The organism is Paraglaciecola sp. 20A4, from assembly GCF_011378905.1.
Classification (GTDB): Bacteria; Pseudomonadota; Gammaproteobacteria; order Enterobacterales; family Alteromonadaceae; genus Paraglaciecola.
In genome coordinates this window covers 76794-102255 of sequence record NZ_WTPY01000015.1, presented here as the reverse complement: position 1 = coordinate 102255, position 25462 = coordinate 76794, and the positions used below count along the sequence as shown (strand labels likewise).

The 25462-nt window shown below is 44.2% G+C and carries 23 protein-coding genes; 8 read left to right on the top strand and 15 right to left on the bottom strand.

Features of this window, described 5'->3' with window-relative positions:
• Positions 1–935: 935 nt before the first annotated feature.
• Positions 936–1826, bottom strand: coding sequence for an AraC family transcriptional regulator (locus GQS54_RS14380; RefSeq protein WP_166424671.1), 891 nt, complete (start codon positions 1824–1826; stop codon positions 936–938).
• A 149-nt stretch (positions 1827–1975) separates the two neighbouring features.
• Here GQS54_RS14380 and GQS54_RS14375 point away from each other — a divergent pair, with 149 nt between their 5' ends.
• The 8 genes from GQS54_RS14375 (at position 1976) to GQS54_RS14340 (ending at position 10063) form a co-directional block, all read left to right on the top strand.
• The gene (locus tag GQS54_RS14375) at positions 1976–3466 is read left to right on the top strand and encodes a CoA-acylating methylmalonate-semialdehyde dehydrogenase (RefSeq protein ID WP_346766579.1); all 1491 of its coding nucleotides are present in this window, start codon (positions 1976–1978) and stop codon (positions 3464–3466) included.
• A 40-nt stretch (positions 3467–3506) separates the two neighbouring features.
• On the top strand, positions 3507–4394 hold the full coding sequence (gene mmsB, locus GQS54_RS14370; RefSeq protein ID WP_166424669.1) for a 3-hydroxyisobutyrate dehydrogenase: 888 nt from the start codon (positions 3507–3509) through the stop codon (positions 4392–4394).
• A gap of 20 nt (positions 4395–4414) precedes the next feature.
• Positions 4415–5083 carry a nitroreductase gene (locus GQS54_RS14365; RefSeq protein WP_166424668.1) on the top strand — a complete coding sequence of 223 codons (669 nt, stop codon included), beginning with the start codon at positions 4415–4417 and terminating at the stop codon, positions 5081–5083.
• A gap of 116 nt (positions 5084–5199) precedes the next feature.
• Positions 5200–5631, top strand: coding sequence for a hotdog fold thioesterase (locus GQS54_RS14360; RefSeq protein WP_166424667.1), 432 nt, complete (start codon positions 5200–5202; stop codon positions 5629–5631).
• 117 nt (positions 5632–5748) lie between these two features.
• Positions 5749–6915 carry an acyl-CoA dehydrogenase family protein gene (locus GQS54_RS14355; protein WP_166424666.1) on the top strand — a complete coding sequence of 389 codons (1167 nt, stop codon included), beginning with the start codon at positions 5749–5751 and terminating at the stop codon, positions 6913–6915.
• Complete coding sequence (locus tag GQS54_RS14350; protein WP_166424665.1) at positions 6912–7688, top strand: enoyl-CoA hydratase; 777 nt, start codon at positions 6912–6914, stop codon at positions 7686–7688. The genes GQS54_RS14355 and GQS54_RS14350 overlap by 4 nt, the downstream gene beginning before the upstream one ends.
• On the top strand, positions 7689–8804 hold the full coding sequence (locus tag GQS54_RS14345; RefSeq protein ID WP_166424664.1) for an enoyl-CoA hydratase/isomerase family protein: 1116 nt from the start codon (positions 7689–7691) through the stop codon (positions 8802–8804).
• A 71-nt stretch (positions 8805–8875) separates the two neighbouring features.
• Positions 8876–10063 carry an acetyl-CoA C-acyltransferase gene (locus GQS54_RS14340; protein ID WP_166424663.1) on the top strand — a complete coding sequence of 396 codons (1188 nt, stop codon included), beginning with the start codon at positions 8876–8878 and terminating at the stop codon, positions 10061–10063.
• 215 nt (positions 10064–10278) lie between these two features.
• Here the strand turns inward: GQS54_RS14340 and GQS54_RS14335 are convergent, their stop codons facing one another.
• The 14 genes from GQS54_RS14335 to GQS54_RS14275 form a co-directional block, all read right to left on the bottom strand.
• Entirely contained in the window at positions 10279–11052 is a 774-nt protein-coding gene (locus tag GQS54_RS14335; protein WP_166424662.1) for a tyrosine-protein phosphatase, read from the bottom strand.
• A gap of 10 nt (positions 11053–11062) precedes the next feature.
• A complete protein-coding gene (locus GQS54_RS14330) occupies positions 11063–12163 on the bottom strand; it encodes an FAD-dependent oxidoreductase (RefSeq protein ID WP_166424661.1) in 1101 nt (366 codons plus the stop codon).
• A gap of 228 nt (positions 12164–12391) precedes the next feature.
• Positions 12392–14224 (bottom strand): flavodoxin domain-containing protein, encoded by a 1833-nt coding sequence (locus GQS54_RS14325; RefSeq protein WP_166424660.1) that lies wholly within the window; start codon positions 14222–14224, stop codon positions 12392–12394.
• Between the two features lie 60 nt (positions 14225–14284).
• Positions 14285–14863: a cytochrome P450 gene (locus tag GQS54_RS14320; protein ID WP_277344138.1), complete on the bottom strand. Its 579-nt coding sequence runs from the start codon at positions 14861–14863 to the stop codon at positions 14285–14287.
• 12 nt (positions 14864–14875) lie between these two features.
• A complete protein-coding gene (locus GQS54_RS23290; protein WP_240919953.1) occupies positions 14876–14977 on the bottom strand; it encodes a cytochrome P450 in 102 nt (33 codons plus the stop codon).
• Positions 14974–15477 (bottom strand): cytochrome P450, encoded by a 504-nt coding sequence (locus GQS54_RS14315; protein ID WP_166424658.1) that lies wholly within the window; start codon positions 15475–15477, stop codon positions 14974–14976. Before GQS54_RS14315 ends, GQS54_RS23290 begins: the two co-directional genes overlap by 4 nt.
• Positions 15478–15671: 194 nt before the next feature.
• Positions 15672–17192, bottom strand: a complete 1521-nt coding sequence (locus GQS54_RS14310) for an acyl-CoA synthetase (RefSeq protein WP_166424657.1) — start codon at positions 17190–17192, stop codon at positions 15672–15674.
• Between the two features lie 190 nt (positions 17193–17382).
• Entirely contained in the window at positions 17383–17805 is a 423-nt protein-coding gene (locus GQS54_RS14305; protein ID WP_166424656.1) for a PaaI family thioesterase, read from the bottom strand.
• Between the two features lie 169 nt (positions 17806–17974).
• A complete protein-coding gene (locus GQS54_RS14300) occupies positions 17975–18805 on the bottom strand; it encodes a crotonase/enoyl-CoA hydratase family protein (RefSeq protein WP_166424655.1) in 831 nt (276 codons plus the stop codon).
• 163 nt (positions 18806–18968) lie between these two features.
• Positions 18969–21011, bottom strand: coding sequence for an NADPH-dependent 2,4-dienoyl-CoA reductase (locus GQS54_RS14295; RefSeq protein WP_166424654.1), 2043 nt, complete (start codon positions 21009–21011; stop codon positions 18969–18971).
• Positions 21012–21073: 62 nt separating this feature from the next.
• On the bottom strand, positions 21074–21850 hold the full coding sequence (locus tag GQS54_RS14290) for an SDR family oxidoreductase (RefSeq protein WP_205967771.1): 777 nt from the start codon (positions 21848–21850) through the stop codon (positions 21074–21076).
• 41 nt (positions 21851–21891) lie between these two features.
• Positions 21892–22701 (bottom strand): SDR family NAD(P)-dependent oxidoreductase, encoded by an 810-nt coding sequence (locus GQS54_RS14285; protein WP_205967770.1) that lies wholly within the window; start codon positions 22699–22701, stop codon positions 21892–21894.
• A 100-nt stretch (positions 22702–22801) separates the two neighbouring features.
• On the bottom strand, positions 22802–24481 hold the full coding sequence (locus GQS54_RS14280) for a class I adenylate-forming enzyme family protein (protein WP_166424653.1): 1680 nt from the start codon (positions 24479–24481) through the stop codon (positions 22802–22804).
• 57 nt (positions 24482–24538) lie between these two features.
• The gene (locus GQS54_RS14275) at positions 24539–25213 is read right to left on the bottom strand and encodes a nitroreductase (protein ID WP_166424652.1); all 675 of its coding nucleotides are present in this window, start codon (positions 25211–25213) and stop codon (positions 24539–24541) included.
• Positions 25214–25462 lie beyond the last annotated feature (249 nt).

The following is a 25462-nucleotide window of genomic DNA, read 5'->3' as shown; positions in this document are numbered from 1 at the left end:
CTTCAACGATAAGCATCGCCGCTCTTTACAAATACAGACGACGTGCTTTAAGCCCAGTAGCGACCACCACTTCTTGTTTACTTTTTTTTCGTATTTTTTCTAACAAAACCTTACTCTTATAGTATCTCCTACGATAAGCATCGCCGTTCTTTACAAAAGCCTAGGCGACGTGGTTCAAGCCCAGTAGCGTCCACCACTTCTTGTTTACTTTCTTTTCGTATTTTTTCTAACAAAACCTTACTATTATAGTATCTCCCACGGTAAGCATCGCCGTTCTTTACAAAAGCTTAGGCGACGTGGTTCAAGCCCAGTAGCGACCACCATCTTTCTTTTCAAACACTTACGTTAAAATCCTCTGTACAAATATCAAACAAACTTAGTCCGTGGGACGCCAATGAGTCATTTGTGAGGCGCCAGTGGGTAAATCGTGGGACATTTGTGGGTCACAATGTGCAACCCTATTCTCTACACCTCTTATTTATACTGCCCTGTAGACTACATCTACTGAGCCAAAAGAATATTGTCATTAAAATTGAATTATGAATGCGAACTCAACTTTTGAATCCCTGTCTTGCGGTAATAAAGCATTCCTACCGATATTTATTGTAGATAACATAATGCTCAGATAATAGATTGAGTATTCTAAATTGCGATGAAATTATTGAACAACCTTAGATTATTACCCTCTTGAATCGATTGACGGCAAGCTTCACAAACTACATCGCTTCGACCCTTTGACTTAATCAATCAGAATATTTTTCATGACGTTGCTTACCTACCGTGGTCATAATCCATTCTACCGCCTCTCGTCTTTCATCTACTATTTGAGATTTCTAACTCCTGAATATCAAAATCGTAGTCATGACGAAGATATGTTAAATATTGTCGGAACTAATACAAAGAAATAATAACTCATAGTATGACATCCCTCCTCTCTAACCCTGCCTTACACTTGTATTTCGATATTGACTAGGTGAAGTTCCCATCACTTTTTTAAATATGCGTGAAAAGTAATAAGCATCTTCATAGCCAATGGCGTAGCTGATCTCTTTAATTGACTTGTTGGTGATATCGAGTAAATCACAGGCACGTATTATTTTTAGGTGAATAAAATGATTAACCGGGGTGCTGCCAGTAAGTTCACGGTATTTTTTTATAAAGTGAAATTTTGATAAATTAACTTCCCTAGCCAATGTTTCAAGTTCCAGTTTTTCATGTACGCTGGCTTCCATCAAGCTATGCACCAGTTCCAAATCAAGTTGATGTTTAGCACGCTGTCTTTTACTGATTGGGCCTAAAAGAGCGATATGGCTGAGCATTTGACGAAGCAGGTTGGCGACATTAATAAAGCTTGCGGTGTCGTAATTGGTTTGACGACATTCAAGTAAATATTCAAAGCTGGTTACTAGCCTAGAATGGATCCCCAAGGGAATGACATACCTTTGCTTTTCTATCGCAAGATAGTCTAGGAAGGATTCACAATCAGAACCAGAAAAATGCACCCAATAGATTGTCCATGGCTGGTCTCCCGAAGCTTTATAGTAGTGTGATACGCCTTTTGGCAGCAGCACAAGATCCCCTGCTGTTATTTGAGTAGTAGTGTTGTCTACACGTAATTCACCTTTGCCATGTAAACAATATATTAGTAGGTTGTCGTCATGAATATTACGCAGCATTTCGTGTCCTTTGGCTTTCTTGTAATATCCGAGTCCGGTGGTGTATAGCCCTGTTGAAAGCGCATGTTTTTTTAATTTTTCAACTTGTTTAAGCGGTACAACAACTCGGAAGCTCTCTGGCGGCAATGGCCATTGTGATGGTTTACTCATGGTTTATTCCTTAACTTTTGCTATACCGCAATCTAAAAATGACAATATAGTCCAGTAAGTACGCAAGATTATCAATCTTTTAGTATTAAAATGCATGTTAATCTGACGTTAATTAAAACGACATATGAGAATTTCCAATGCGTGAAGAAATACAAAAAGTACCACTGCTAATTAACGGTGAATTAATCCAGAGTCAGACAGAACAATGGATGGATGTAACCAATCCAGCAGATCAACAAGTGATAGCTCAAGTGCCTCTTGCTACCCCACAAGAAGTCGAAGATGCAATAGCTGCAGCTAAAGTCGCATTTGAAACGTGGAAAGATGTTCCGGTTCCCGAAAGAGCCCGTCTTATGTTGCGTTATCAGGCATTGCTTAAAGAACATCACGATGAGATTGCCAGCTTACTCGCTAAAGAAACAGGTAAAACGTTTGCTGATGCAAAAGGTGATGTATGGCGTGGTATCGAAGTAGTTGAGCATGCTTGCAATATTTCTTCATTAAGTATGGGTGAAATACTCGAAAATGTGGCACGTAAGATAGATTGTTACAGCATCACTCAGCCGTTAGGTGTTTGTGTAGGTATTACCCCCTTTAACTTTCCGGCGATGATCCCATTGTGGATGTTCCCCATGGCGATTGTTTGTGGCAATACTTTTGTACTTAAACCTTCAGAGCAAGATCCACTCACCCCTATGCGTTTAGCAGCATTGTTTAAAGAAGCAGGCGCACCAGATGGATTGTTACAAGTATTACATGGTGGCAAAGACGTAGTGAACCAACTGCTAACCCATAAAGATACTCCGGCAATATCCTTTGTTGGTTCGGTTGCCGTGGGTGAGCATATTTATCGTACTGGTACCGACCATCTTAAACGTGTGCAAGCATTTGCGGGTGCGAAAAACCATATGGTTGTGATGCCTGATGCTTCTAAAAATCAAGTTATAAATGGTATTGCCGGTGCCTCAGTAGGTGCTGCAGGGCAACGTTGTATGGCTATTTCGGTGGTCGTATTAGTTGGTGAGACAAAAAAATGGATCCCTGAGATGCGTGATGCATTGGCGAAAGTTAAGCCTGGAGTGTGGGACGATCCTGAAGCCGGTTATGGTCCATTAATTAATCCGCAGGCGAAACAACGTGTGCTTAGCCTTATCCAGGAAGGAAAAGATGCCGGAGCAACCTGTCTTCTAGATGGCAGCCAATGTGACGTGGAAGGATACCCAGACGGAAATTGGGTTGGCCCTACAGTGTTTACCGACGTTAGCCGCGATATGTCAATTTACCATCAAGAAATTTTTGGCCCAGTATTGATCGTTCTTACAGTAGATACGCTGGAAGAAGCAATCGCACTAATTAATGAAAACCCCTACGGCAACGGCACGTCAATTTATACCTCATCTGGCGCCGTGGCTCGTAAATATCAACATGAAATAAAAGTGGGCCAAGTAGGCATAAACGTACCCGTTCCAGTGCCATTGCCGATGTTTTCTTTTACAGGCTGGCGCAAGTCGTTTTACGGCGATCAACATGCTTATGGCAAACAAGCGGTTAAGTTTTACACTGAAACTAAAACTATCACTGCTCGTTGGTTTGAAGATGATATTGATACCGGCGTGAATACCACGATTGAGTTGAAGTAATTTTTCACAGCTTAACTTTATATTAAAAGGGAACAAAACAATGGCCGTTATTGGTTTTATAGGTTTAGGTAATATGGGTGGCCCAATGGCCGTCAATTTGGTTAAGGCAGGACACACGGTCAAAGTGTTTGATTTGTTCCCTGAAGCCATTCAAAAAGTTGTCTTGGAAGGCTGTGTCGCGGCAAGTAGTGCCGTTATTGCGGCACAAGAAGCTGACGTAGTTATATCCATGTTGCCCTCGGGCAAACATGTTGACGCACTTTACGTTTCTGGTGAGCATGCTTTATTTGACGTGGTGAAAAAAGACGTATTGATCATAGATTCATCAACCATTGATGCAGCTACTGCTAAACAAGTATCAGCGATTGCAGCTGAACGCGGATTAAGTTTTGTAGATGCACCGGTATCCGGCGGCGTTGCGGGCGCAATTGCAGGTACGCTAGCATTTATGGTGGGGGCAACCGATGCCCAATTTGCTCGGGCCAAGCCGATATTATTAAATATGGGACAAAACATATTTCATGCCGGTGCCAGCGGAGCAGGACAAATTGCTAAGTGTTGTAATAACATGCTGCTATCTGTGTTGATGGCAGGAACCGCTGAAGCCCTCAATATGGGTGTTGAAAATGGTTTAGACCCTAGCGTGTTGTCGCAAATAATGTTGCAAAGCTCAGGCAGTAATTGGGCATTGCAAAAGTACAACCCGTATCCCGACGTTATGGAAGGTGTACCTTCTTCTAACAATTACCAAGGTGGGTTTCAGGTAGATTTAATGTACAAGGATTTAGGCTTGGCAATGGATATAAGCCATCAAAGCGGTTCTCCAACGCCTATGGGTTCTCAAGCGAAATCACTTTATTCCATGCACAAATCTAAAGGTAAAGGACGTTTAGATTTTTCCAGTATTTTACAGCTATATCAAGATTAATCTAACAGGTGTGAGTAACTATGATGACTGTCTCTGAAGCAATGCGTAAGCGCCGTACTATCCGCGGGTTCAAACCTGAACCTGTGGCAGAAGATGTGTTACAAAAAATTCTGCAAACGGCGCAACTTGCTCCATCCAATTGTAATACCCAGCCCTGGTTTTTTACTGTGGTGTCCGGTGAGGCTCGGGATAAGCTTGAAAAAGCATTAATGGCGGAGTTAATTGCGGGCAAGACACCAACGCCAGCATTTACGCCAGGCGATGCCGGTCTTGACGGCGTATATCGGGATCGTCAATACAGTTGTGCAGCTGATTATTACCAGACGATGGGAATTGAGCGACAAGATAAAGCCGCGCGAAATAAGTTAATGGCGAAAAACTGGCAGTTTTTTGATGCTCCGCACGTGGGGTTTCTGACTATGCCACTGTCCATGGGGGCGGTTAACGCAATTGATGTTGGCATCTATCTGCAGTCGTTGATGTTGCTGATGGTGGAACATGGACTAGCCAGTTGTCCACAGGGGGCACTGGCGTTTTATCCAGATCCGATCTGTGACATAGCCGGTATTCCAGAGGGGCACGGCATTCTCTGTGGGCTTTCCTTTGGCTACGCCGATGAAGAGGCCAAAATTAATGAAGTTCATATGGGCCGAGCAGATTTACCGCACAGTGTGAAATTTGTCAGTTAGTTAATCGCTATTTAAATAAGATTGGGGTCAAAATGGTACACAGCATCATTCTGATAATCAGCCTAGCCTAACTACAGTCTATGTTTTCTAAATTAATTTTACATTAGAGGTAAGCCATGAGTATCTGGTTTGAACGTCCACAGCTTGACGAAATAAATAAACAATTAGACAAAGGTCAGATTAACCATTCTCTTGGGCTCAAGGTGACTGAAATAGGCGACGATTTTTTACGCGGTGCTATGCCAGCAGATGAACGCACTTTTCAGCCCTATGGAGTAGTACACGGCGGGGCAAATGTAGTGCTGGCCGAAACACTGGGCAGCATAGCAGGTTTCTTATGTATAGACGCAAGCCTGTACCAAGTATTTGGTCAGGAGGTCAATGCCAGCCATTTACGATCGGTGTCGTCAGGTTTGGTGACAGCAACCGCTCGGCCTGTGCATCTAGGTACCCGCTCCCATGTGTGGGAAATCCGCCTGGAGAATGATCAAGGCAAACTCACTTGCCTGTCAAAATTAACTATGGCAGTGGTGCCAATCAGACGCTAAAAGTTTATGGCATTTGCATTTTAGCTATGCGGCTTTTGTCGATAAATTAAAATAAGCGGTACGCTGCCAAGTGTGTTTAATCCATACAAGCAGTTGGACCTATGATAAGGAATACTGATGGATTTTAATCTAAGTGAAGATCAGCTTGCTTTTCAGCAAGCCGCCCGAGATTTTGCTAGGGGAGAGCTAGAGCCAAAGGCTGAACTTTGGGATGCGGAGAAAACTTTTCCGGTAGAGGTGATTCAAGCCGCCGGTGAACTCGGTTTTTGCGGCATTTACTCACCAGAAAAATGGGGCGGACTGGCCTTAAGTCGTCTAGATACCGTGATCATCATGGAAGAGCTAGCCAGGGGTTGTACCTCAACGGCGGCGTTTATATCAATTCATAATATGGCCACCTGGATGGTTTGTAACTGGGGCACTGAAGCATTTTGCGAGCAGTGGGCTGAGAAACTAACCAGTGGCCAGCTATTGGCCTCTTATTGCCTGACCGAACCCAATGCGGGCAGTGATGCAGGTTCATTGCGCACCACGGCGAAGAAACAGGGTGATGAGTATCTAGTCAACGGCTCCAAAATGTTTATCAGCGGTGCCGGCAGCACTCAAATGTTAGTGGTAATGACCCGTACCGGTAGCATGGAAGATGGCCCTAGTGGTATTACCGCATTTGCTATCCCGGCCGATGCAAAAGGCATTGTGTACGGTAAAAATGAACACAAAATGGGCTGGAACAGTCAGCCGACCCGTACTGTTACCTTTGAAAATGTCAAAGTGAATGCAAGTCAGCGACTCGGTAAAGAAGGCGAAGGCTTTAAAATTGCCATGCAGGGACTCGATGGCGGCCGCATAAACATCGCCAGTTGTTCGCTTGGTGCGGCACAAAGTTGTTTAACGCTCAGCGGACTGTATTTGCAAGACCGACAACAGTTTGGTCAAGCTTTGAGTGAATTTCAGGCACTGCAATTCCGCTTAGCAGATATGGCAACTGAACTAGTCGCGGCTAGGCAAATGATCTATATGGCGGCCACCCGTATTGATGAAAATCATCCTAACAAAACCACTTACTGTGCAATGGCAAAACGCTTTGCAACCGACGTCGGTTTTAACGTGTGTAACGAGGCTTTGCAATTACATGGTGGCTACGGCTACTTGAAAGAGTTCCCGATAGAACGCTATGTACGTGATACCCGCGTACATCAAATTTTGGAAGGCACTAATGAAATTATGCGGGTGATTACCGCACGTCGACTGTTACAAGAAGGCGGAACTGAGGATATACGATGAGCGATGCACTACAACTGGAAAAACGTGGACACACGGCAATTTTAACCTTTAACAACCCCCCTGCCCACACTTGGACACCGGCAAGCCTGTTGCAACTGATTGATATTGTTGAACAGCTCAATGCCGATAAAGACAACTTCTCTTTGGTGATTACTGGCGACGGAGAAAAGTTTTTTTCTGCCGGTGCCGATCTCAATCAATTCAATCATGATGACAAAGCCAAATCCTTTGATTTTTCCTATGCCTTTGGGAAATCTTTTGAAACGCTTGCTAATTACAAGGGTGTATCAATTGCTGCAATAAATGGCTATGCAATGGGCGGCGGTCTCGAAGTCGCATTATCCTGTGATGTACGTATTGCAGAAAGTCACGCCCAAATGGCGCTACCAGAATGTGCTGTTGGCCTACTCCCCTGTGGTTTAGGTAGTCAGCAACTGGCTTGGTTGATTGGTGAACAGTGGGCAAAACGTATGATTTTGCTGGGCGAACGTATTAACGCAGAAAAAGCCTTACAAATTGGTCTAATATCCGAAATTGTTGAAAAAGGCCAAGGTGTCGAACACGCCTTGCAACTGGCAGGCAATGTTGGGAAACAGAGCCCAACGTCGGTGCGCTATTGTAAAGAGCTAATCATGGCAGCCCGTCAACAGCCGCTAAACAGTAACTTTTCTAGCGAGCGCGAGCAGTTTGTCAAACTGTGGGATAGTCAGGATCAAAAAGAAGGCGTGTCGGCTTTTATCGAGAAACGCAAACCAGAATGGAAGAACGCTTAAATGACTGATGCGGCAGTACTGTTTGAAGAACGGTTATCGGGAGCCGGTAAAAAAGTTGCCATTGCAACCCTAAATGCCGAAAAAACACTAAATTCGTTAACCCTAGAAATGGTTGATCTACTTTCAGATCAACTGCTGAAGTGGCAGCAGGATGATGCAATAACTTGCGTGTTTTTACACGGCGCTGGTCCCAAAGCACTCTGTGCCGGTGGTGATATACAACAGCTCTATCAATCAGCTATTGGCCAGCCAGGTGGTCCCTGTGAGTATGCCGAAACGTTTTTTAGCCGCGAGTATCGGCTGGATTATTTGCTGCACACTTACGGCAAGCCGATCGTCTGTTGGGGGCATGGAATTGTTATGGGTGGTGGCCTCGGTCTTATGGTTGGTTGCAGCCATAGGGTTGTGACAGAGCGCACTCGTATGGCCATGCCAGAGGTAACTATTGGCTTGTTTCCGGATGTTGGTGGTAGCTGGTTTTTAAATCGTATACCAGGTCGGGTGGGTTTATTTTTGGCACTCACCGCCGCGCAGATGAATGCCTCAGATTGTATTTATACCGGAATTGCCGACCGTTTTATCGAAAATGCTCACAAGGAAGCCGTGTTGGCCGACTTGATGTCCATTGATTGGCACTCGGATAATATAAGTCACGGGGAACAAATTACCGCTGTATTACGCGGCTATGAACAGCGTAGTCAAGCGACTAAACCAGCTGATAATGTGGCCGAGCACTATACCTTGATTCAGCAATTGACCGACCAGAACAATTTTTATGACATAGTCGATACCATTATTGCTTACCAGTCGGATGATAGCTGGATGGCTAACGCTTCGGCAGCATTGAAAAACGGTTCACCATTGAGTGCCTGTAATATTGTTCAAATACTGGAAAAAACCAAGCAAATGTCGTTATCTGAAGTGTTTCAGTTCGAACTGATGCTTGCAACTAATATCGTCCGTCACCCAGAGTTTGCAGAAGGGGTTCGTGCGTTGCTAATTGACAAAGATAAAGCACCTAAGTGGCAATACCCATCAGTCAGGGATGTACCTGCAAACTTATTGCAGCAAATGATGACACCACCTTGGACGAACAACCCATTAGCGGATATTTAATGCAGGCTGTTCAGGCTAGCTGCTTTTTGTAAAATTAATTTTACCGAGCAAATTTAAAGAGAAAATAAATTATGTCAAATAATCAAGATTCAATCGTTATTATTGGCGGCGCGCGTACCCCTATGGGCGGTATGATGGGTTCACTTAGTGAAGTGCCGGCGCCTGAATTAGGTGCAACAGCGATCAAGGCCGCAGTTACCAATTCAGGTATCGACCCGCAAACCGTCGATCAAGTTATTATGGGTTGTGTACTGCCGAGTGCAATGAAACAAGCCCCCGCTCGTCAAGCCTCATTAGGAGCTGGCCTACCTTACTCAGCAGGCTGTGTCACCATTAGTAAAATGTGTGGTTCTGGCATGAAAGCCGTGATGGATGGTCATGACCAAATAAAAGCAGGTTCAAGTGATATTATCGTTGCGGGCGGCATGGAAAATATGAGTGCCGCACCTTATCTACTGCCAAAAGGTCGTGGTGGCATGCGTATGGGCCATGGTCAAGTATTGGACTCAATGTTTTATGACGGTCTCGAAGATGCCTATACGGGTAAACTAATGGGGGCATTCACCCAAGATTGCGCTGACGATCATGGCTTAACTCGTGAAGCCATGGATGCATTTGCCATTGAATCATTAGGCCGTGCCAACCAAGCTATCAAAGAAGGTTGGTTTGAAGCAGAAATGTCACCTGTCACTATTACCACACGTAAAGGCGAAACCATCGTTAGCGTCGATGAACAACCTGGTAATGCTAATATTGAAAAAATTCCAAGCTTACGTCCTGCATTTAAAAAAGACGGTACGGTAACAGCAGCCAATGCTAGTTCAATTTCAGATGGGGGTTCAGCTGTTGTACTTATGCGAGAGAGCCAAGCAAAAGAACAAGGTTTAGCGCCCCTAGCTCGTATTGTTGGTCATGCGACTCATTCATTAGCGCCAAGCGAATTTGTCATTGCGCCAATCGGTGCCATCAAGAAACTGCTCGATAAAGTAAATTGGTCAGTGGAAGACGTGGATTTATGGGAGATTAATGAAGCCTTTGCAGCCGTTACTATGCTGGCAATGCAAGAGCTGAAACTTGATCCTAAGCTAGTTAATATTCATGGTGGCGCCTGCGCGCTTGGTCACCCTGTTGGTTCATCGGGCTCTCGTATTATCATAAGCTTGATTTATGCGCTTAAGCGTTTAGGCAAAAAACGCGGTATTGCAGCACTGTGTATTGGCGGCGGTGAAGCGACTGCTGTTGCAATCGAAATAATTTAATATCCATTTGTAGTAAGAATAAACGTAATGCCTGTTCTATTGAACAGGCATTACGTTTTTGGGAGTTTAACGAGATGACTTTAAATATTTCTGTATACAATAGTTAACCAAAAACTTTAAAGCAGGTTCTGTTGTTATCTTAAACGCTTAAAATTCAGTGCTTAATTCCTTCCCTTAAATGGCCTTATTTTCGTACCATACCGCTATAACTCAGCTCAATTAGCCTGTAAATAATGTGATTGCAAAGTTTTGCGCATGCCTAGTGTAACGCCGAGCGCCTCAGTTAAATAGTCATCAACTGAACCATACTCAGTATTTATGCTGTCAAATGCCGCGTTTAAATAAGCGGTTTTTACTTCTAATAATGGCTTTATAGAGTCGAGTGTTACTGTTAACGAAAAACGCTCTGAAAACTCATTATTATAAAACTCTTCAGGAATAAAATAACGACTAGTCAGTAAATAATCTTGCATGATTTGCTCATAAGATACGCCAAGCGCTGAAAGTAATAACGCTGCGGCAATGCCAGTGCGATCTTTACCGGCTGAACAATGGAATAGTACACCTTCGCCTTGGCCTGCCAGCAACTCGAAAAAATTCTGAAATATTGCTGTTTGTTCCAAGACACAGTGTCGATTAAAGTCAATCATCATACTTTGGATTGACTTCGAAGGAGCGATACTATTTTGCATATCCTTGATAGTCTTCGTGGTATTTCCTGCATTAATTTCTAATATCGATATAGTAGGTTTCTGTTCTGTAGGAATATTAGTTGGCTTCCTTGTTCGTTCAGTTTCAGAGCGAAAATCTACGATTAGACCAATATTTAAAGATTGCCAAAGCTGCTGATCTGTAGAGCAAAGTTCCGACAGCTGGCCAGAACGATAAAGTGCCCCCCATCGAACGAGTCTGCCACCATCCCCCTTATAACCACCCAAATCGCGGAAGTTTCTCACCCCTTTTAGCGCAATACGTCTATCTACAGTCATAGTAACCCCCTTATTCATTCGAGCCAAAAAACTTACGGTAGGTGCTAAGGAATAGATCCTTCCCCTTTAAGCGTGAAGTCATAAAATGACCTACAGTCATTTCTTTCTTACCAAACGGCAGCACGCTAGCTCCCATTTTTGGCCCCATAGGTATCAAAATCGGTGCCACAACCCAAGGCTTATAAGGTTTTTGTGAATCCACGGTTTTACCATTAAATACAGCTTTTAGAGTCTTTACCAACCATGGAACCTGACGAGAAATAGCAACGATAGTCATCGCATCTCCAGCGCAGAGGGCATCACCTATTACAAACAGGTTTGGGTTAGACTTACTCGGACGCATCCAACCGTCTTGCTCTGCCCGACCATCTGAGGCAAATTTCACATCTGTGAGCGCAGCCAACAACTGGGTTTGCGGCCGACTACCGATAACAGGAAAGACCAAATCTGCTGAGATAGTTTTACCACCTGCAAAGGTAATGTCGCCCTTGTAGGGTTCAGTCAGTGAGGCCAGATTTTCCACCCGCTTACCTGTGTGCAAATGTACACCCAATGCAGTAAAATCAGCTTGTAGTTTTTTCGCTAAACTAGGGTTGTACATTGGATAAAGAGATTGCTCATCGGTAATTAGATGAATTTCTTTATCTGGATAGGCGCAAGCGATTTCACCAGCAAGTTCAGTACCTACGGGTCCAGCCCCCACTATTGCGATAACCTTTGCCTGTCGAACTTTGGATGCAGCTTGTTCACTATTTTTTCGAAATGCATCGAGACCGTCACGAGTATGCTTAAATGGCGCCGCATAACTTGAGCCCGTAGCCACTACTGTGATATCTGACTTCAGTTCCCTGCCGTCACTCAATATCACCCCATCGGAATTAATTTGCTCTACCCAGCCTTCAACAAACTGACCTTGCTGCAGAAAATTGCTGTAAGGAATAATTAATTGATCCAGCAATGTGTTGTCGGCAACTGCTCGAATAGCGGCAGGGGCGTGTACAAAACAGTCCTTACCATCGATTAGAGTTACGCTGGCTACAGCGTCTAATGCCTTGGCTAGCTTACATCCCGCGTAGCCCCCTCCGATAATTACGATTTTTTTTGTAGGCATTTTTTTCTAATATTTTATATTGATGAACAGAATTGTACTACAGTACTACCAAGATTATTAACAAAGCAACTCCATTGATAACGAGAGCTCGCAAAAAATCGCAAAACTACCCCGAGTGTTTACAAGCGCCAACAATTGTATGAGCATAGGAGATTTAACATCCAATATTTGCTGATGGAAGAAGAAAATCCCATAGCTTATGAAAGGACACTGCATATGTTTCAGCAGCTAATTGAATACATCTGCGTTGTAGCGATCATCTCCAACCAATTTTTTAAACCAAATTTCGGCCTCGGCTTCGCTAAGGTTATGACGTTCTACTTGAATGTTAAGCAAAGCTTGGCGAATGCCAGGCTCCATATATTCACCATCTCCGCACACGAATACCTTTGCACCAGCATCGAGTAAATATGAGACTTGCTCCCGCTCAGACCATAGTTTGTTCTGAACAGACTTAATAGCCCCATCGGGTTTCTTAGAAAAAGAGAAATGCGTATGGATCAGGCCACTTTCTACCAAAGATTGAAAATAATCTTTATATAGCAGATCGACATTTGGGTGACTAACACCAAAAAACAAGTGGATTGGCCCGGTCAATAATCCTTTTTTAGACTGAGCTTCTCTTTCTTGTATAAACCCTCTAAAAGGGGCAATACCGGAACCTGCACAAACCAGTATTATGGGTGCTAACGTATCTTCCGGTAACCTGAAATGTTGAGACCCTGGACGAACAACAACAGAAATTCTATCGCCTGACGAACGTTCGGCTAAATAACCAGAGGCGACCCCTTTGTAGCGCCCAATTTTTGACCACGCCGGCGCGTCAACTACAGCAATTGTCAGCGAAACTTGGTCAGGCTGAACGAAGGGGGACGAAGAAATTGAATACTGACGTGAACGCATAGGCGGCAGCATATTCAAAAGTTCCTCAAAAGACAGGCCGCAAGCTGGGGTCTGTTCCAGAATATCAATGAGACTCAAACGGCCTTCAACTACCTTGGAATCATAATCGTCGCCTGAGAGCAGTTCCAATTGCGCGAGCCCCAACGGGCATTTTGTTTTTCCTGCCATAGACGTAATTTGTGCACGTGTGGCTGGCTGAGTTAACTCAACATAATTTGCAAGAAGGTCAGAACAGGTTACAGGGCGATCAGGGAAACTAGCTTGCTGGCCTTGCAAAGAAATCAAAACGTTAGCGCTAAGGCCAAAACGGCGTAGTACGCGCTTGACTTGATCGTGCGAATTACTAGCCAGCACATCCAAATAATCACCCGCACGGTATGACATATGCGCGGGGAGCTTTATTTCTAGATGGTTTTTCGCACGAGCATTAGCAAATGACATATCCACAAGACATTCATTTTCTAGAACCTTACCAAGGGCCATGCCTTTAATATTAAGCGTTGAAGCGCGGCTTTCAGAAATATATTCGATTTTTATAGAAGAGGAGCGGACCTCCGTCGGCATTTCTTTACCGTAATGAAGGCAAATGTTTTTCCAAAAATCAGCAGACCATTCTTCAAACGCGCCAAAAAAATCACCGCCTGAATCGCCGGCGCTAAGCTGAGTAATACGCTCAGCGCCCGATGCATTGAGCGCCGCGTCCACGCGTTTTGGGATTGCTTGATATGTTCTTGCCCATTGACGATTACCACATCCGAAAACGCTAAATTTGATGTCATGTAAATTATCAATTGCACTGCCTTCGATATGCGGGACGAATTTATTTGCATTATCAGGCGGTTGTCCCTCATAGGATGCAGTGACAACGGCAAGGGCCTTTGTTTCGTGAAGTTTATCAACGAGCTTATTTAAAGAAATGACAGTGGGTACAAATCCATAAAATGGTGCGTCTTGAGCTAATTGTTTAGCGAAGGCCTCGGCTGAACCTGCATTACTCCCAAAGGAAATGGTTAACGGAGTCAGATTTTTCATTGAGGGTTCAATGGTATCGAATTTGTTCTGCGTATTAGATGCCGCGCCTTTAGACGTCGCTGTACTTTTAGACTTAGCTATGTCGAGATCTTTAGCCAAGATACGCGATCGCGCTTTTATTTTCACGTTGCCCGGCTTTAGGCTTGCTTGGTTAATGATCACCTGCTCATAATTTGGATCAACAAATTAAAAATCAAACCTTTGCAGCAACATGCTAAGAACCAACTGGGCTTCTTGCATCGCGAAGGGCCGCCCAATGCAGGCGCGCGCACAATTACCAAAAGGTTTCCATGCGTTAGGTGGAAGCTTTTCGGCTTGTTCAGTGGCGAACCGATCTGGATCAAATTTATCAGGAGCATCCCCCCAGACCTTGGGATCCCTGTGTAGGCTGGGAATTAAAATTATTATATCTTCCCTGCTGGTCACTTCATACTTACCTGCCAGCAACGTATCCTTATTCGCTCGAACAGTAAAAGCTGGTGCAGGGGGCCAGAGCCGCAGGGTTTCCATCAATATTTGTTCAATATATTTCAGGTGCTGCAAATGCTCAAAGCGCGGTGTTTCGGTCCCCAAAACACTGTCTACAACCTCGCGCGCTTGCTTTAACACGTCGGGATTATGCAATAAAAATTCAATGGCAAAGGATAATGTGGCGGAAGTTGTCTCGTGACCGGCAATTAAAAATGTCACCATCTGGAAGATCATGTTTTCATCGTCAAGCTTTTCGCCGCTTTCAGGGTCAACAGCAGCTAACATACGAGACAACAAATCGGTAAATCACTCGGTGGACGGTGCTTTGCGTCTATTGTCGATCAACTCTTGCCCAATTTGACGCATAAATTCCATATCGGCTTTATAGGCATTATTGGACTTTCTCATAAGCGGTTTGACAAAACCTGGGCGCCGAACTCGCAGAGCGCGATCGTATCGAGTGTAAGCCGTGTCATGTCTTCGCTCACATCGATGATGGTTTCCGGGCCAAACCTCTCCCACCGCAAAAACATCTGATTGGCAATTTCAAGCATCTGGTCAAACATATCGCGCACCCCAAGCGGCCCAAAAGCGGGTAACAATATACGGTGGGCTTTGCCCCAATTTGGCTCACTAGAATGAGCGGTGAACAAACCGTCGCCGGCGAAAGCTCGATATTCAAGCAAGGGGCCTGACACTTTTTTTTCAAAACGCGTTGTGTCACTTAATTCATTCACAATCTCTTGTGAACTTGCAACTAAAAAATGCCTATTGAATACATTCATTCGGAAAATTTCGCCATGCTCCTCACTCAATTTCATCAAGCTGGCAATTGGACTTTTCTGCTTTATCAGATGCAAATTTCCAATTACGAGTCTAGTAGGAGGTTGGGGAATTACTTTTGTCATTACTGTATTCTTAATGGTCAGTTATTTTGAACAGGAGCGAATAAATACAAAGAACACATATCAGGCATGACTTGGCATTACTGTGATATTTATAAAGTTCTGCCATAGCGGATTATGTATTTAAGACGGCGCTCTATTCCATAGATCAACAAACGTTGCTGGATATTTTGCTACAGCCAATTAGGCTATGCCTCTTACTTATATTCGTCTATCAGTATTCTCTTATAAAGTTTGCCGTTGTCACCACGAGGTAATTCTTGCTTAAAATCGATCGAACGCGGCACTTTTACATGGCTAAGTTGCGCGCGCGCCCAGTCAATAAGCTCGCTCGCCAGTTCATCACCCGCGGTATCCCATTCTACCGGTTGGACTACGGCTTTTACTTCCTCACCAAATTCATCATTGGCGACACCAAAAACCGCCACATCAGATACTTTTTTATGCGTAATCAGCAAGTTTTCAATCTCCTGCGGATAAATATTCACGCCTCCGCTGATTATCATAAAGTGCTGACGATCGGTCAGATAAAGAAAGCCGTCGTCATCGAGATAACCTACGTCACCCAAGGTTGACCAGCCCTTGTCATTAAAAGCGTTCGCCGTTTTTTCTTGTTCGCCGTGGTATTCAAATTCATTACCGTTGCCAAAATAAACCGCACCGGTTTCACCGCGTGGCAGTTCATTACCAACATCGTCTAAAATAAAAATGTCCCCCACCAAAGCCGGGCCGACCGAGCCTTTGTGTGTTAGCCAATTATGGGAGTCAATCATAGTCATACCGTTGCCTTCGGATCCTGAGTAGTACTCGGTAATAACTGGCCCCCACCAATCAATCATCTGCTGCTTGATTTCTATTGGACAAGGCGCTGCGGCGTGGATAGCCATTTTCAAGCTGCTGACATCGTATTTACTGCGAACCGTCTCGGGCATCTTAAGCATTCGGATAAACATAATAGGCACCCATTGACTGTGGCTGACTTGGTATTGCTCTATACATTGTAAAGCCCGCTCGGCATCAAAGTGATCCATAATCACCGAGGTGCCACCAAGCTGCAGCGTTAGCATATTGTAGTGCAGCGGCGCGGCGTGATAGAGGGGCGCGGATGAAAGATACACCATATTTTCATCCATACCAAACACGGCACCAAGTGCCTGCATGCTAGGGTGGATCTCGTGAATACTGTCAAATGGCTGCTTATTGAGTACGCCTTTAGGCTGACCAGTAGTGCCCGAGGAATACAGCATCGGTATGCCCATACATTCGTCGTCAATCGGTGTTGTAGCCTGCAGTGCGAGCGCCGAACACCAGTTTTGTTTATCACTGGCATCGCCATCCACAAAAAAACAATGCTCTAGTTGCGGTATTTCCTCAAGTAACTGCTTTGCCATGGCCTGAAACTTTGTTTCGGTGATAAACACTTTGGCGTTGCAGTTTTGCAGAATATAGCGGGCTTCCTCAAGCTGCAGATGGTTGCTCATGGGAGTGAATATGACGCCGCTGCGCAAACCGCCCTGGGTTATTTCCAAAAACTCGGGCCGATTTTCCATCAGTAACGCAATATGGTCGTAGCGCTTTAGCCCAAGAGAGCGAAATAAATGGGCTATGCGGTTAGAGCTGGCGTCTAACTGGCTGTATGTTACCACTTGGCCTGAATCGGCCATGATAAATGCAGGTTTGTCGGGAGTTGCTTTGGCGGTGGTACTAATATGTGGCATAAATAAGTCCTATATTGTGGTTATGAAGGATAATAAGAACGCATATGTCTCTATGTGCCCTCGACGCTTAGGGCAATTAAGATGTTGCCTCAATTTATCTAAAACTCAATAATTGTAGTACGGTCGTTCGGGGCAAACTAAACAGTCTAAAGATAACTAACGCCCTGTAAAAAAAGTCTAATGGCAAAGATTACTTAGTCGCTCTTGATAGTTTAGCTACCGAACTTGCTGTGGCTGTCAACACATTGTCTTCGTTGTAAATATGACCTTCCATAAATATAATTTTATAACCTTTTTTTACCGCCCAACCTTCAACGCGTAATTTTCCTGCTAGGGTTGGCTCTAGATAGGCGGTTTTTATTTCTAATGATGAAATATTGGTAATATTTTGATCTATTATCATTACAGCATGACTCATCGCTGCGTCTAGCATGGCAGTAACAAAGCCTCCTTGAACAACATTAATAGAATGGCAGTAGTCTTTGCTAATATTGAATTCAAATGTACAAGCGTCTTTTTCAGTATCAAAATCAACTAACGCTCCACCGAGTAAACTGATGAGCTTAGGCCCCTGTTGATTTACCTTTGCAATTATTTGTTCTTTGTTTTTCATATAAAAAATTACCAATATCTATAGATTATATGGAATGGAGCATAGGTAAAACGCTTTTATTTAGGAGTCAAACCTAATTGAACGCTTGAGCCTAGCTGCCATAAAAAATGATCTTATTTGACCATTGCACTTCAGGTTTTTACGCCCGTATTAATAGAATAACGACGCTTTATTTTATCCAGTTACCTTGGTAAAAAGCATCTTGCATCCGCGGTTTATAATTCCCCTTGGACTTGCTCATACCAGAGCGAACCGCCTCCATTTGGTTCTCACTGCCCATAAGTTTAGCGTTAAGCGTTTCTTCCATAAGCAACCCTTCTTCACGACTGCATTGCCATCCGTCTTCAAATAGCTGCTTGGCATACACCATGGCATCCGGACTCAAGGCAACTATACTCTCAGCCACTGCCATTGCTTTGGCTAGTGGATCAATGGCAACCTCTGTTGCAATTCCGTATTGCACTGCTTGCTCACCATTAAAAATTCGACCGGTAAATGTCAACTCTTTAGCGATATCAACACGGCATAAATCCCGCAGAATTTGTGTCCCGGCCATGTCGGGGATCAAACCCCACTTACTTTCCATAATCGACATTTTGGTGTCTTTGTGTACGTAACGCATATCGGCGCCCAGCGCTATCTGCAATCCGCCGCCAAAACACACACCGTGAACTGCCGCAATAACCGGCACCGGAACCTCTTTCCAAACCCATGCTACTTTTTGATATAAATTAGGCGCTTTACCTATTTTAGGTGATCCCAACGCCATCTCATCAGGGCCATCTTCGGCCAAAGAACTAAGATCAAGACCGGCACAAAAAGCAGCACCGTCACCATGGATAACCACAGCTTTTACCGCACGGTTATTTATCAACGACTCACCCGCAGCAGTGATAGATTCGAACATATCGAGATCTATAGCGTTCATTTTTTCAGGCCGGTTCAAGGTCACTACGGCTATGCCGTTTTCTTTAATTGTTACTACTACTCGATTAGACATATTTTTCTCTCATCTTTTCATAAAAACATTTATCTTTTTATATTCCAATTCCAATTCCACTTGAAGATACCGTTTCAGAAAGTCTGAATTATGTATCCGGAATTAAATTGAACTGCAGCTCAGCTCGATTCAGATTATATTTACACTTTTTACTTTAAGAGGCTTAAACTTCTAGCGCACAACGCGTTGCCTGATCAATAGCTCGCTTAGCATCCAGTTCTGAAGCTACATCGGCTCCGCCAATAAGCGATACTTTTTTACCGCTAGTCTCAATGCTGCTGTATAACTCTCTTAAAGGGTCTTGTCCTGCACATAGTATAACTGTGTCAACATCCAGTATTTGCGCGACGCCATTGACCGTTATATGCAAGCCTTCATCATTAATTTTTTTATACTCAACACTGGCCATCATTTTTACACCGCGTTTTTTTACCTGAATACGATGTGTCCACCCCGTTGTTTTACCCAAACCTCGACCAACACTGGTGGTTTTTCTTTGCAATAAATAAACCTCTCTACCAGATGTGGGAATGTGGGTCTCGACGCCAGCGATACCGCCTCGAGGATGCCCAGAGAAATCAATACCCCACTCCTGCGCGAACGTTTCTCGCGTTAACTCAACGCCAGGTTGATGCATAATATATTCACAAACATCAAAACCAATGCCTCCAGCACCAATAACAGCGACCTTTTGTCCCACTGGTTTTTTATCCAGCAAACAATCCAAATATGAGATAACTTTTGGGTGACTAACACCTTCTATATTCGGCACCCTTGGTGAAACACCGGTTGCTAGTACCACTTCATCAAAGTCACCTGCAATTAATTCTTTATCAGTCACTCGATGATTAAGTTTTAGGTTCACACCGGTCAGCTCTATTTGGTTAGCAAAATATCGTAATGTTTCTTCAAACTCTTCTTTTCCGGGTATTCTTTTAGCAATATTAAATTGCCCGCCAATTTTATCACTTGACTCAAACAAGGTTACTTCATGGCCCCGCTCGGCCGCCGTTGTTGAATAGGCCATTCCAGCTGGACCTGCACCCACAACGGCTATCCTCTTTTTATGGGCGGGCGAAGTTTTAACCATAATGGTTTCATTACAGGCATAGGGATTGACCAAACAACTGGCCTGCTGCCCATTAAATACATGATCCATACAGGCCTGATTACAGGCTATGCAGGTATTAATTTCATCTTCACGCCCCTGCGCAGACTTATTAACCAATTCTGGATCAGCAAGCATAGGTCTAGCCATTGAGCATATGTCGGCGTCGCCCTCTCTCAATACTTGCTCAGCCACTTCTGGCATATTGATTCGGTTGCTGGTGATCATAGGGATATCTAAATGTTTTCTAAGCCTACCGGTTACCTTAGTAAAGGCTGCCCGAGGAACCATAGTAGCCAAGGTAGGAACCCGCGCTTCATGCCATGTAAAATGGGTACTGATGATATCAATCCCTATTTTTTGCATGGCCTTGGCAAGAGTCAGGGTTTCATCAAAGGTACTGCCCTGATCCAGCATTTCCATGGCCGCCAGTCGATAAACCACAATAAAATCTTTGCCTACAGCTTCCCGCACAGCCGTCATGACCTCCAATGGGAACCGCATTCGATTTTCATAAGAGCCGCCGTATTGATCATCGCGCTGGTTGGTAAACTCTAATAAAAAAGTACTCAGCAAATAACCCGCTGAGCCAATAACTTCTACCCCGTCATACCCCGCCTCTTTAGCAAGTCGCGCTGAGTTGGCGAAGTCTTCAATATGCTGTTGAATATCAGCTATCGTCATTGCCTTAGGCACAAAAGGACTAATGGGTGCTTGAATGGCTGAAGGAGCAACGCCACCATCGTGATGAACATAGCGACCACTATGCAGGATCTGCATACAAATTTTGCAATCAGGAGCGGCTTTATGAACAGCCGCTGTCACCAATTGATGGTTTAAAACATCTTTTTGGTTTTGCATTTTTGCACCACTTAATAAAGGATTACCTTCATCATTGGGCGATATGCCGCCGGTAATAATCATGCCCACGCCACCGCGAGCTCGGGTGGCATAATATTCAGCCAACTTCTCAAAACCATTTTCGGTTTCTTCTAAACCAGTATGCATAGACCCCATTAAGGCTCTATTTTTAAGTTGGGTATGCCCTAGGTCTAAGGGCGAAAATAAATGGGGATAAGTATCAGTTGCGTAGCTCATGTTAAATTTCTTCTTAATTTTTTTTAATCGTTGTATTTTTTCAAGTCGCCAGTGCTAAACCTCTATAAAGTAGCGCCGCCATCTAATACTGCAACATGCCCAGTCATATATCGGCTAGAACACAAATAGATCAGCAACTGTGCAATATCGTCAGGTTCGCCCATACGACCCATAGGTATGGTATCGAGTAACGACTGCATTGACTCATCTGATTTGGTAATACCCGCAGTCATCTTGCTAGGAAAAGAACCAGGTGCGATGGCGTTAACATGGATGTGTTTACTGACTAATTCTTTAGCCAATACGCCGGTTAGATGATGCAGCGCGGCTTTAGATGCCCCATAAGGGAAAGCACTCATACTGTCTTTACTGAGCGCTGCAATAGAGCCAATATTAATAATGTGAGCAGGTCGATTTGCTGACGAAGCAGCTTGCAGATGGCCGAGTAGTTTCTGAATAATATAGAAAGGAGATTTAACGTTGATTGCCATGACCTCATCCCAAGCTCGTTCGGGGAAATCAAGAAGTGGAGCGCCCCAAGTTTTACCCGAATTATTCACTAAGATATCCAGTGATGACTCCTGTTCAGTAAAGCCATCTATCAACTTTTCGATCCCGTCCATAGTTGCCACATCAGCGACAATACCGTGACATTCGCCGTAGGCACAGAGTTCCTTCACTTTAGTATCGCAATCAGCGGGCTTACGCGAAGTGATATAGACCTTAGCGCCAGCCTGAAGCAGACCCTTGGCCATCATTTCCCCCAAGCCTCTTGCGCCGCCAGTTACCAACGCAGTTTTGCCACTAAGGGAAAAAAGAGTATTAATTTCGTTATTCATGCATTTACCTGCAGTTACCTGCAGCTCCTAAAGAAAATTGTCTATTCAAAGAAACTTGGCTGCCCAGTCCAAGCCGTTATACCGCCATCAACGGCTAGCACGGCGCCGGTCATAAAACTTGCATCATCACTGGCTAAGAAACGCACTACTTTAGCCATTTCCATTGGCTGTGCCATACGACCCATGGGGATAGCGTTTAGCGCTTTTTCAGTTATTTTTGGAGGTAACTTACTGAGAAGCGGAGTATCGACGGCTCCTGGACAGAGTGAGTTAATACGGATACCATTTTTAGCCTGCTCTAGCGCCATACTTCTCGTTAAGTTAATCACCGCAGCCTTTGATGCACTATAAGAACTGAACCCCGCATCACCTGCCAATCCGGATATTGAGGCCGTATTGATAATCGCCCCACCACCCAGCTTTAACATGTGAGGTATGGCTGTCTTGCAGGCAATAAAAACCGCCTTTAAGTTAACGTCCATGACTTTATCCCAGTGCCTAAGATCCGCATCGACGGTTAATCCAGAACCGGCAATACCGGCATTATTAAAAAGAATGTCCAAACGGCCATGGCGGGATATTGTAAAATCTATCATCGCCTCAACCTGTTCTGCTTTAGCCAAATCAGTCTTTATAAAACAAAGCAGCTCATCGATATCACCTGAGTTGTGCTGCTCTGACAACCTTTGTTTTAAACGTGCAAAACCGTCGTCATCTCGATCAGCAACCACTACTTTGGCACCACAACGCAAAAACTCTTCAACCGTAGCGGCGCCTATACCAGAAGCACCACCTGTAATTAACGCCACTTGCCCCTTTATGACTTGGGTTCCCATTACTACACCAGACATAACAACCTCTTCATAGATACTTATACATATGTGCAAAGTTTAGGAATAAAAACCTACACAATATTCAATATTGGTTCGTTCGACATCGCTGTAAACCTAACTAAACAGACGCCATCTCGCGCATCACTTTCTTGTCCAACTTCCCTACCGCTGTAACTGAAAGCTGGTCCACAAAAAACAGACGCTTTGGAACCTTGTAAGGCGACATATTAGCGCGACAAAAAGCAACGATTTCTTTTTCTAACTCAGTCGTATCTTTATCCACACAAGCAGGATTAAGCTGCACAAACAGGTTGACGACATCATTACCCGGGCGTTTTTCATCAGGTGTACCCACCACGGCAACGGCTTCTATAAAGTCCAGATGCATCAGTTTATCTTCCACCTCTAATGAAAAGACCTTATAACCACCGACAACCAACATATCCTTAGCTCTATCGCACACTGTTATATAACCCTCATGATCCATAGTTCCGACATCGCCAGTGTACATATATGGCTTACCGTTTATTAGACGCAGCGCCTTTTCGGTTTCCTCTGGTAGATTGAGATAACCTTTCATCAACCCCGGCGTATTGACAACAATTTCTCCTTCCTCGCCAAATGGTAATTCTTTAGTACCGGTTTCCAAGTCCATAATTTTTACATCAACACCTGGCAAAGGAATACCTACCGTTGTTGGTTTCGAACGCCTAGGTGGATTAGCCACGTAAGTCGGCGACGTTTCTGTCATTCCGAAAAAATCAGCCAGCTTCTGCTCACCTAACATGCCCTCGACTTTCATCCGATCATTACCGGTCAGCGGAGCAGCACCTGATACCGCGAACTTCAATTTGGAGAAATCTATTTCCTTGGACTTCGGATTAGCCAACAGCATTTGATAAAGTGTGGGAACGGCAGCAAAAATTGTAGGGGGATTGGCAATCAGTTGAGCAACAAAATGATCTATATCGCGAGGATCTGGGATCAACACAGACATACAGCCAAACTGAAGTATCGCCATAGCGCCAGAAGCACCCGCAATATGAAACAGTGGGAATGGCGACGCAGAGACATCCTCCCCTGCCACCATATTGGCATACATATAAGAGTTTTCGTTGACCCACGCCAAACCGCTGTGTGTCAGCATGGCGCCCTTAGGCTTGCCTGTCGTACCGCCGGTGTATTGTATAAGCGCAACGTCATCGGGGGACACCGAAATTTGTTCGAATTGAGTATCTTTGTCAGAGATTAAATGGGTGTAATGATAAGCCTGAATTCCCTCGATAACTGGTGCTTTCGTATCTTCAGGAATCTTAATCGCGTCTACAGCACCGGTAACAATGACATTATGCAAGGTACCTTGCAGTTGCCCCGATACCGCTTGTGTTATAGGCACGAATGCGTCCAAAACGATCAAGGTACTGATATTGGCATCTTTAATTTGATAAACCAATTCAGGAGGAGCTAACAAAGGGGACACATTGGAAACAATCGCCCCCATTTTTGCAACTGCCAACATCGCCACAACATATTGAGGAATATTTGGCATCTGTATTCCCACCACATCTCCCTTGGATATACCCAATGCGACTAATGCATTGGCAAGCTGATTTGCCTCTGCGTCGAGTTGGACATAACTGATTTTTTTGCTTAAATAGCAAAGAGCAGGGCTGTTAGGGCGCTCCATGGCATGGCGACTGATATGAACTGAAAAAGGTATTATCTCGGGGATTTTTTCCACAATTCCTGCTTCGTCATAGATAAACTGCCAAGGTTTGGTTTTATTTGTGGTATTCATTTAGTTTCTCCCAAAATTCATAATTGCCATTTTTACATTCTCAAATAGATGAAAAACTTAAGAATAAAAACTGACGCTATCTTCAATACTTGCACGTTCAGTTCGTACTGTATTCAAAGGATGTTGTGGATCAAAATAACCAAACGATATGCCAAACAGCAATTTCATATTACTCGGCACATTCAATACCGAGCGCACCGCGTCGGCATTAAAACCTAATATGGTTTGCGGGCAACTGCCCACATTATGAGCGCGCATGGCCAGCAACAAATTCTGCGCATACATGCCAACATCAGAAGCCTCCCGCACACCACACCACTGTGGCATGAAAATAAATGCTGCATGAGGCGCATCGTAAAAACTGAGGTTGCTTTTCATAAAACCATTGCGCCCTGTAGTGTCTTCACGGGCAATACTAGCTGCAGATAAGTAAGCCTTGGCGGCGCCTACTTGGCGCTCTTTGTATTCGCCATTATAGACACTGTCGTCAAAGGGGAAATCAAGCTGAAATTTACCGACACCGGTTGAAGCAAGCAACGCCTGCTGGACCTTAGTGCCCGTTTCCCCAGACACTACACAAACCTGCCACGGCTGAGTGTTACAGTTAGATGGCGCAAATTTTGCCGTTTCAAAAATACGCTTCAAATCTTCATCAGGTACGGGCGTGCTCAAAAATGAGCGCATGGACCGGCGCGCTAATACCAATTCATTAAAGTCATCAAGGTTTATCATGTTGTTCCTCGTGTATTATTTGTGCAGTTGTTTGTAAACCAATCCTATGACCTAAAGCGCCATGAAATGGCCACACTGATGCAACACCATTCACCACAGCCGATAGCTGTCTTACCGCTAAAAATCAACGTTACCTAGAGCTTTAGAACAGCATAAAAATTGCCCTACATCTATCCACTGTATTCAAAAAGTACCACTCACTTACAGCACAGGTTAAGTATACACAAATGCATAATTGTAATACAATGC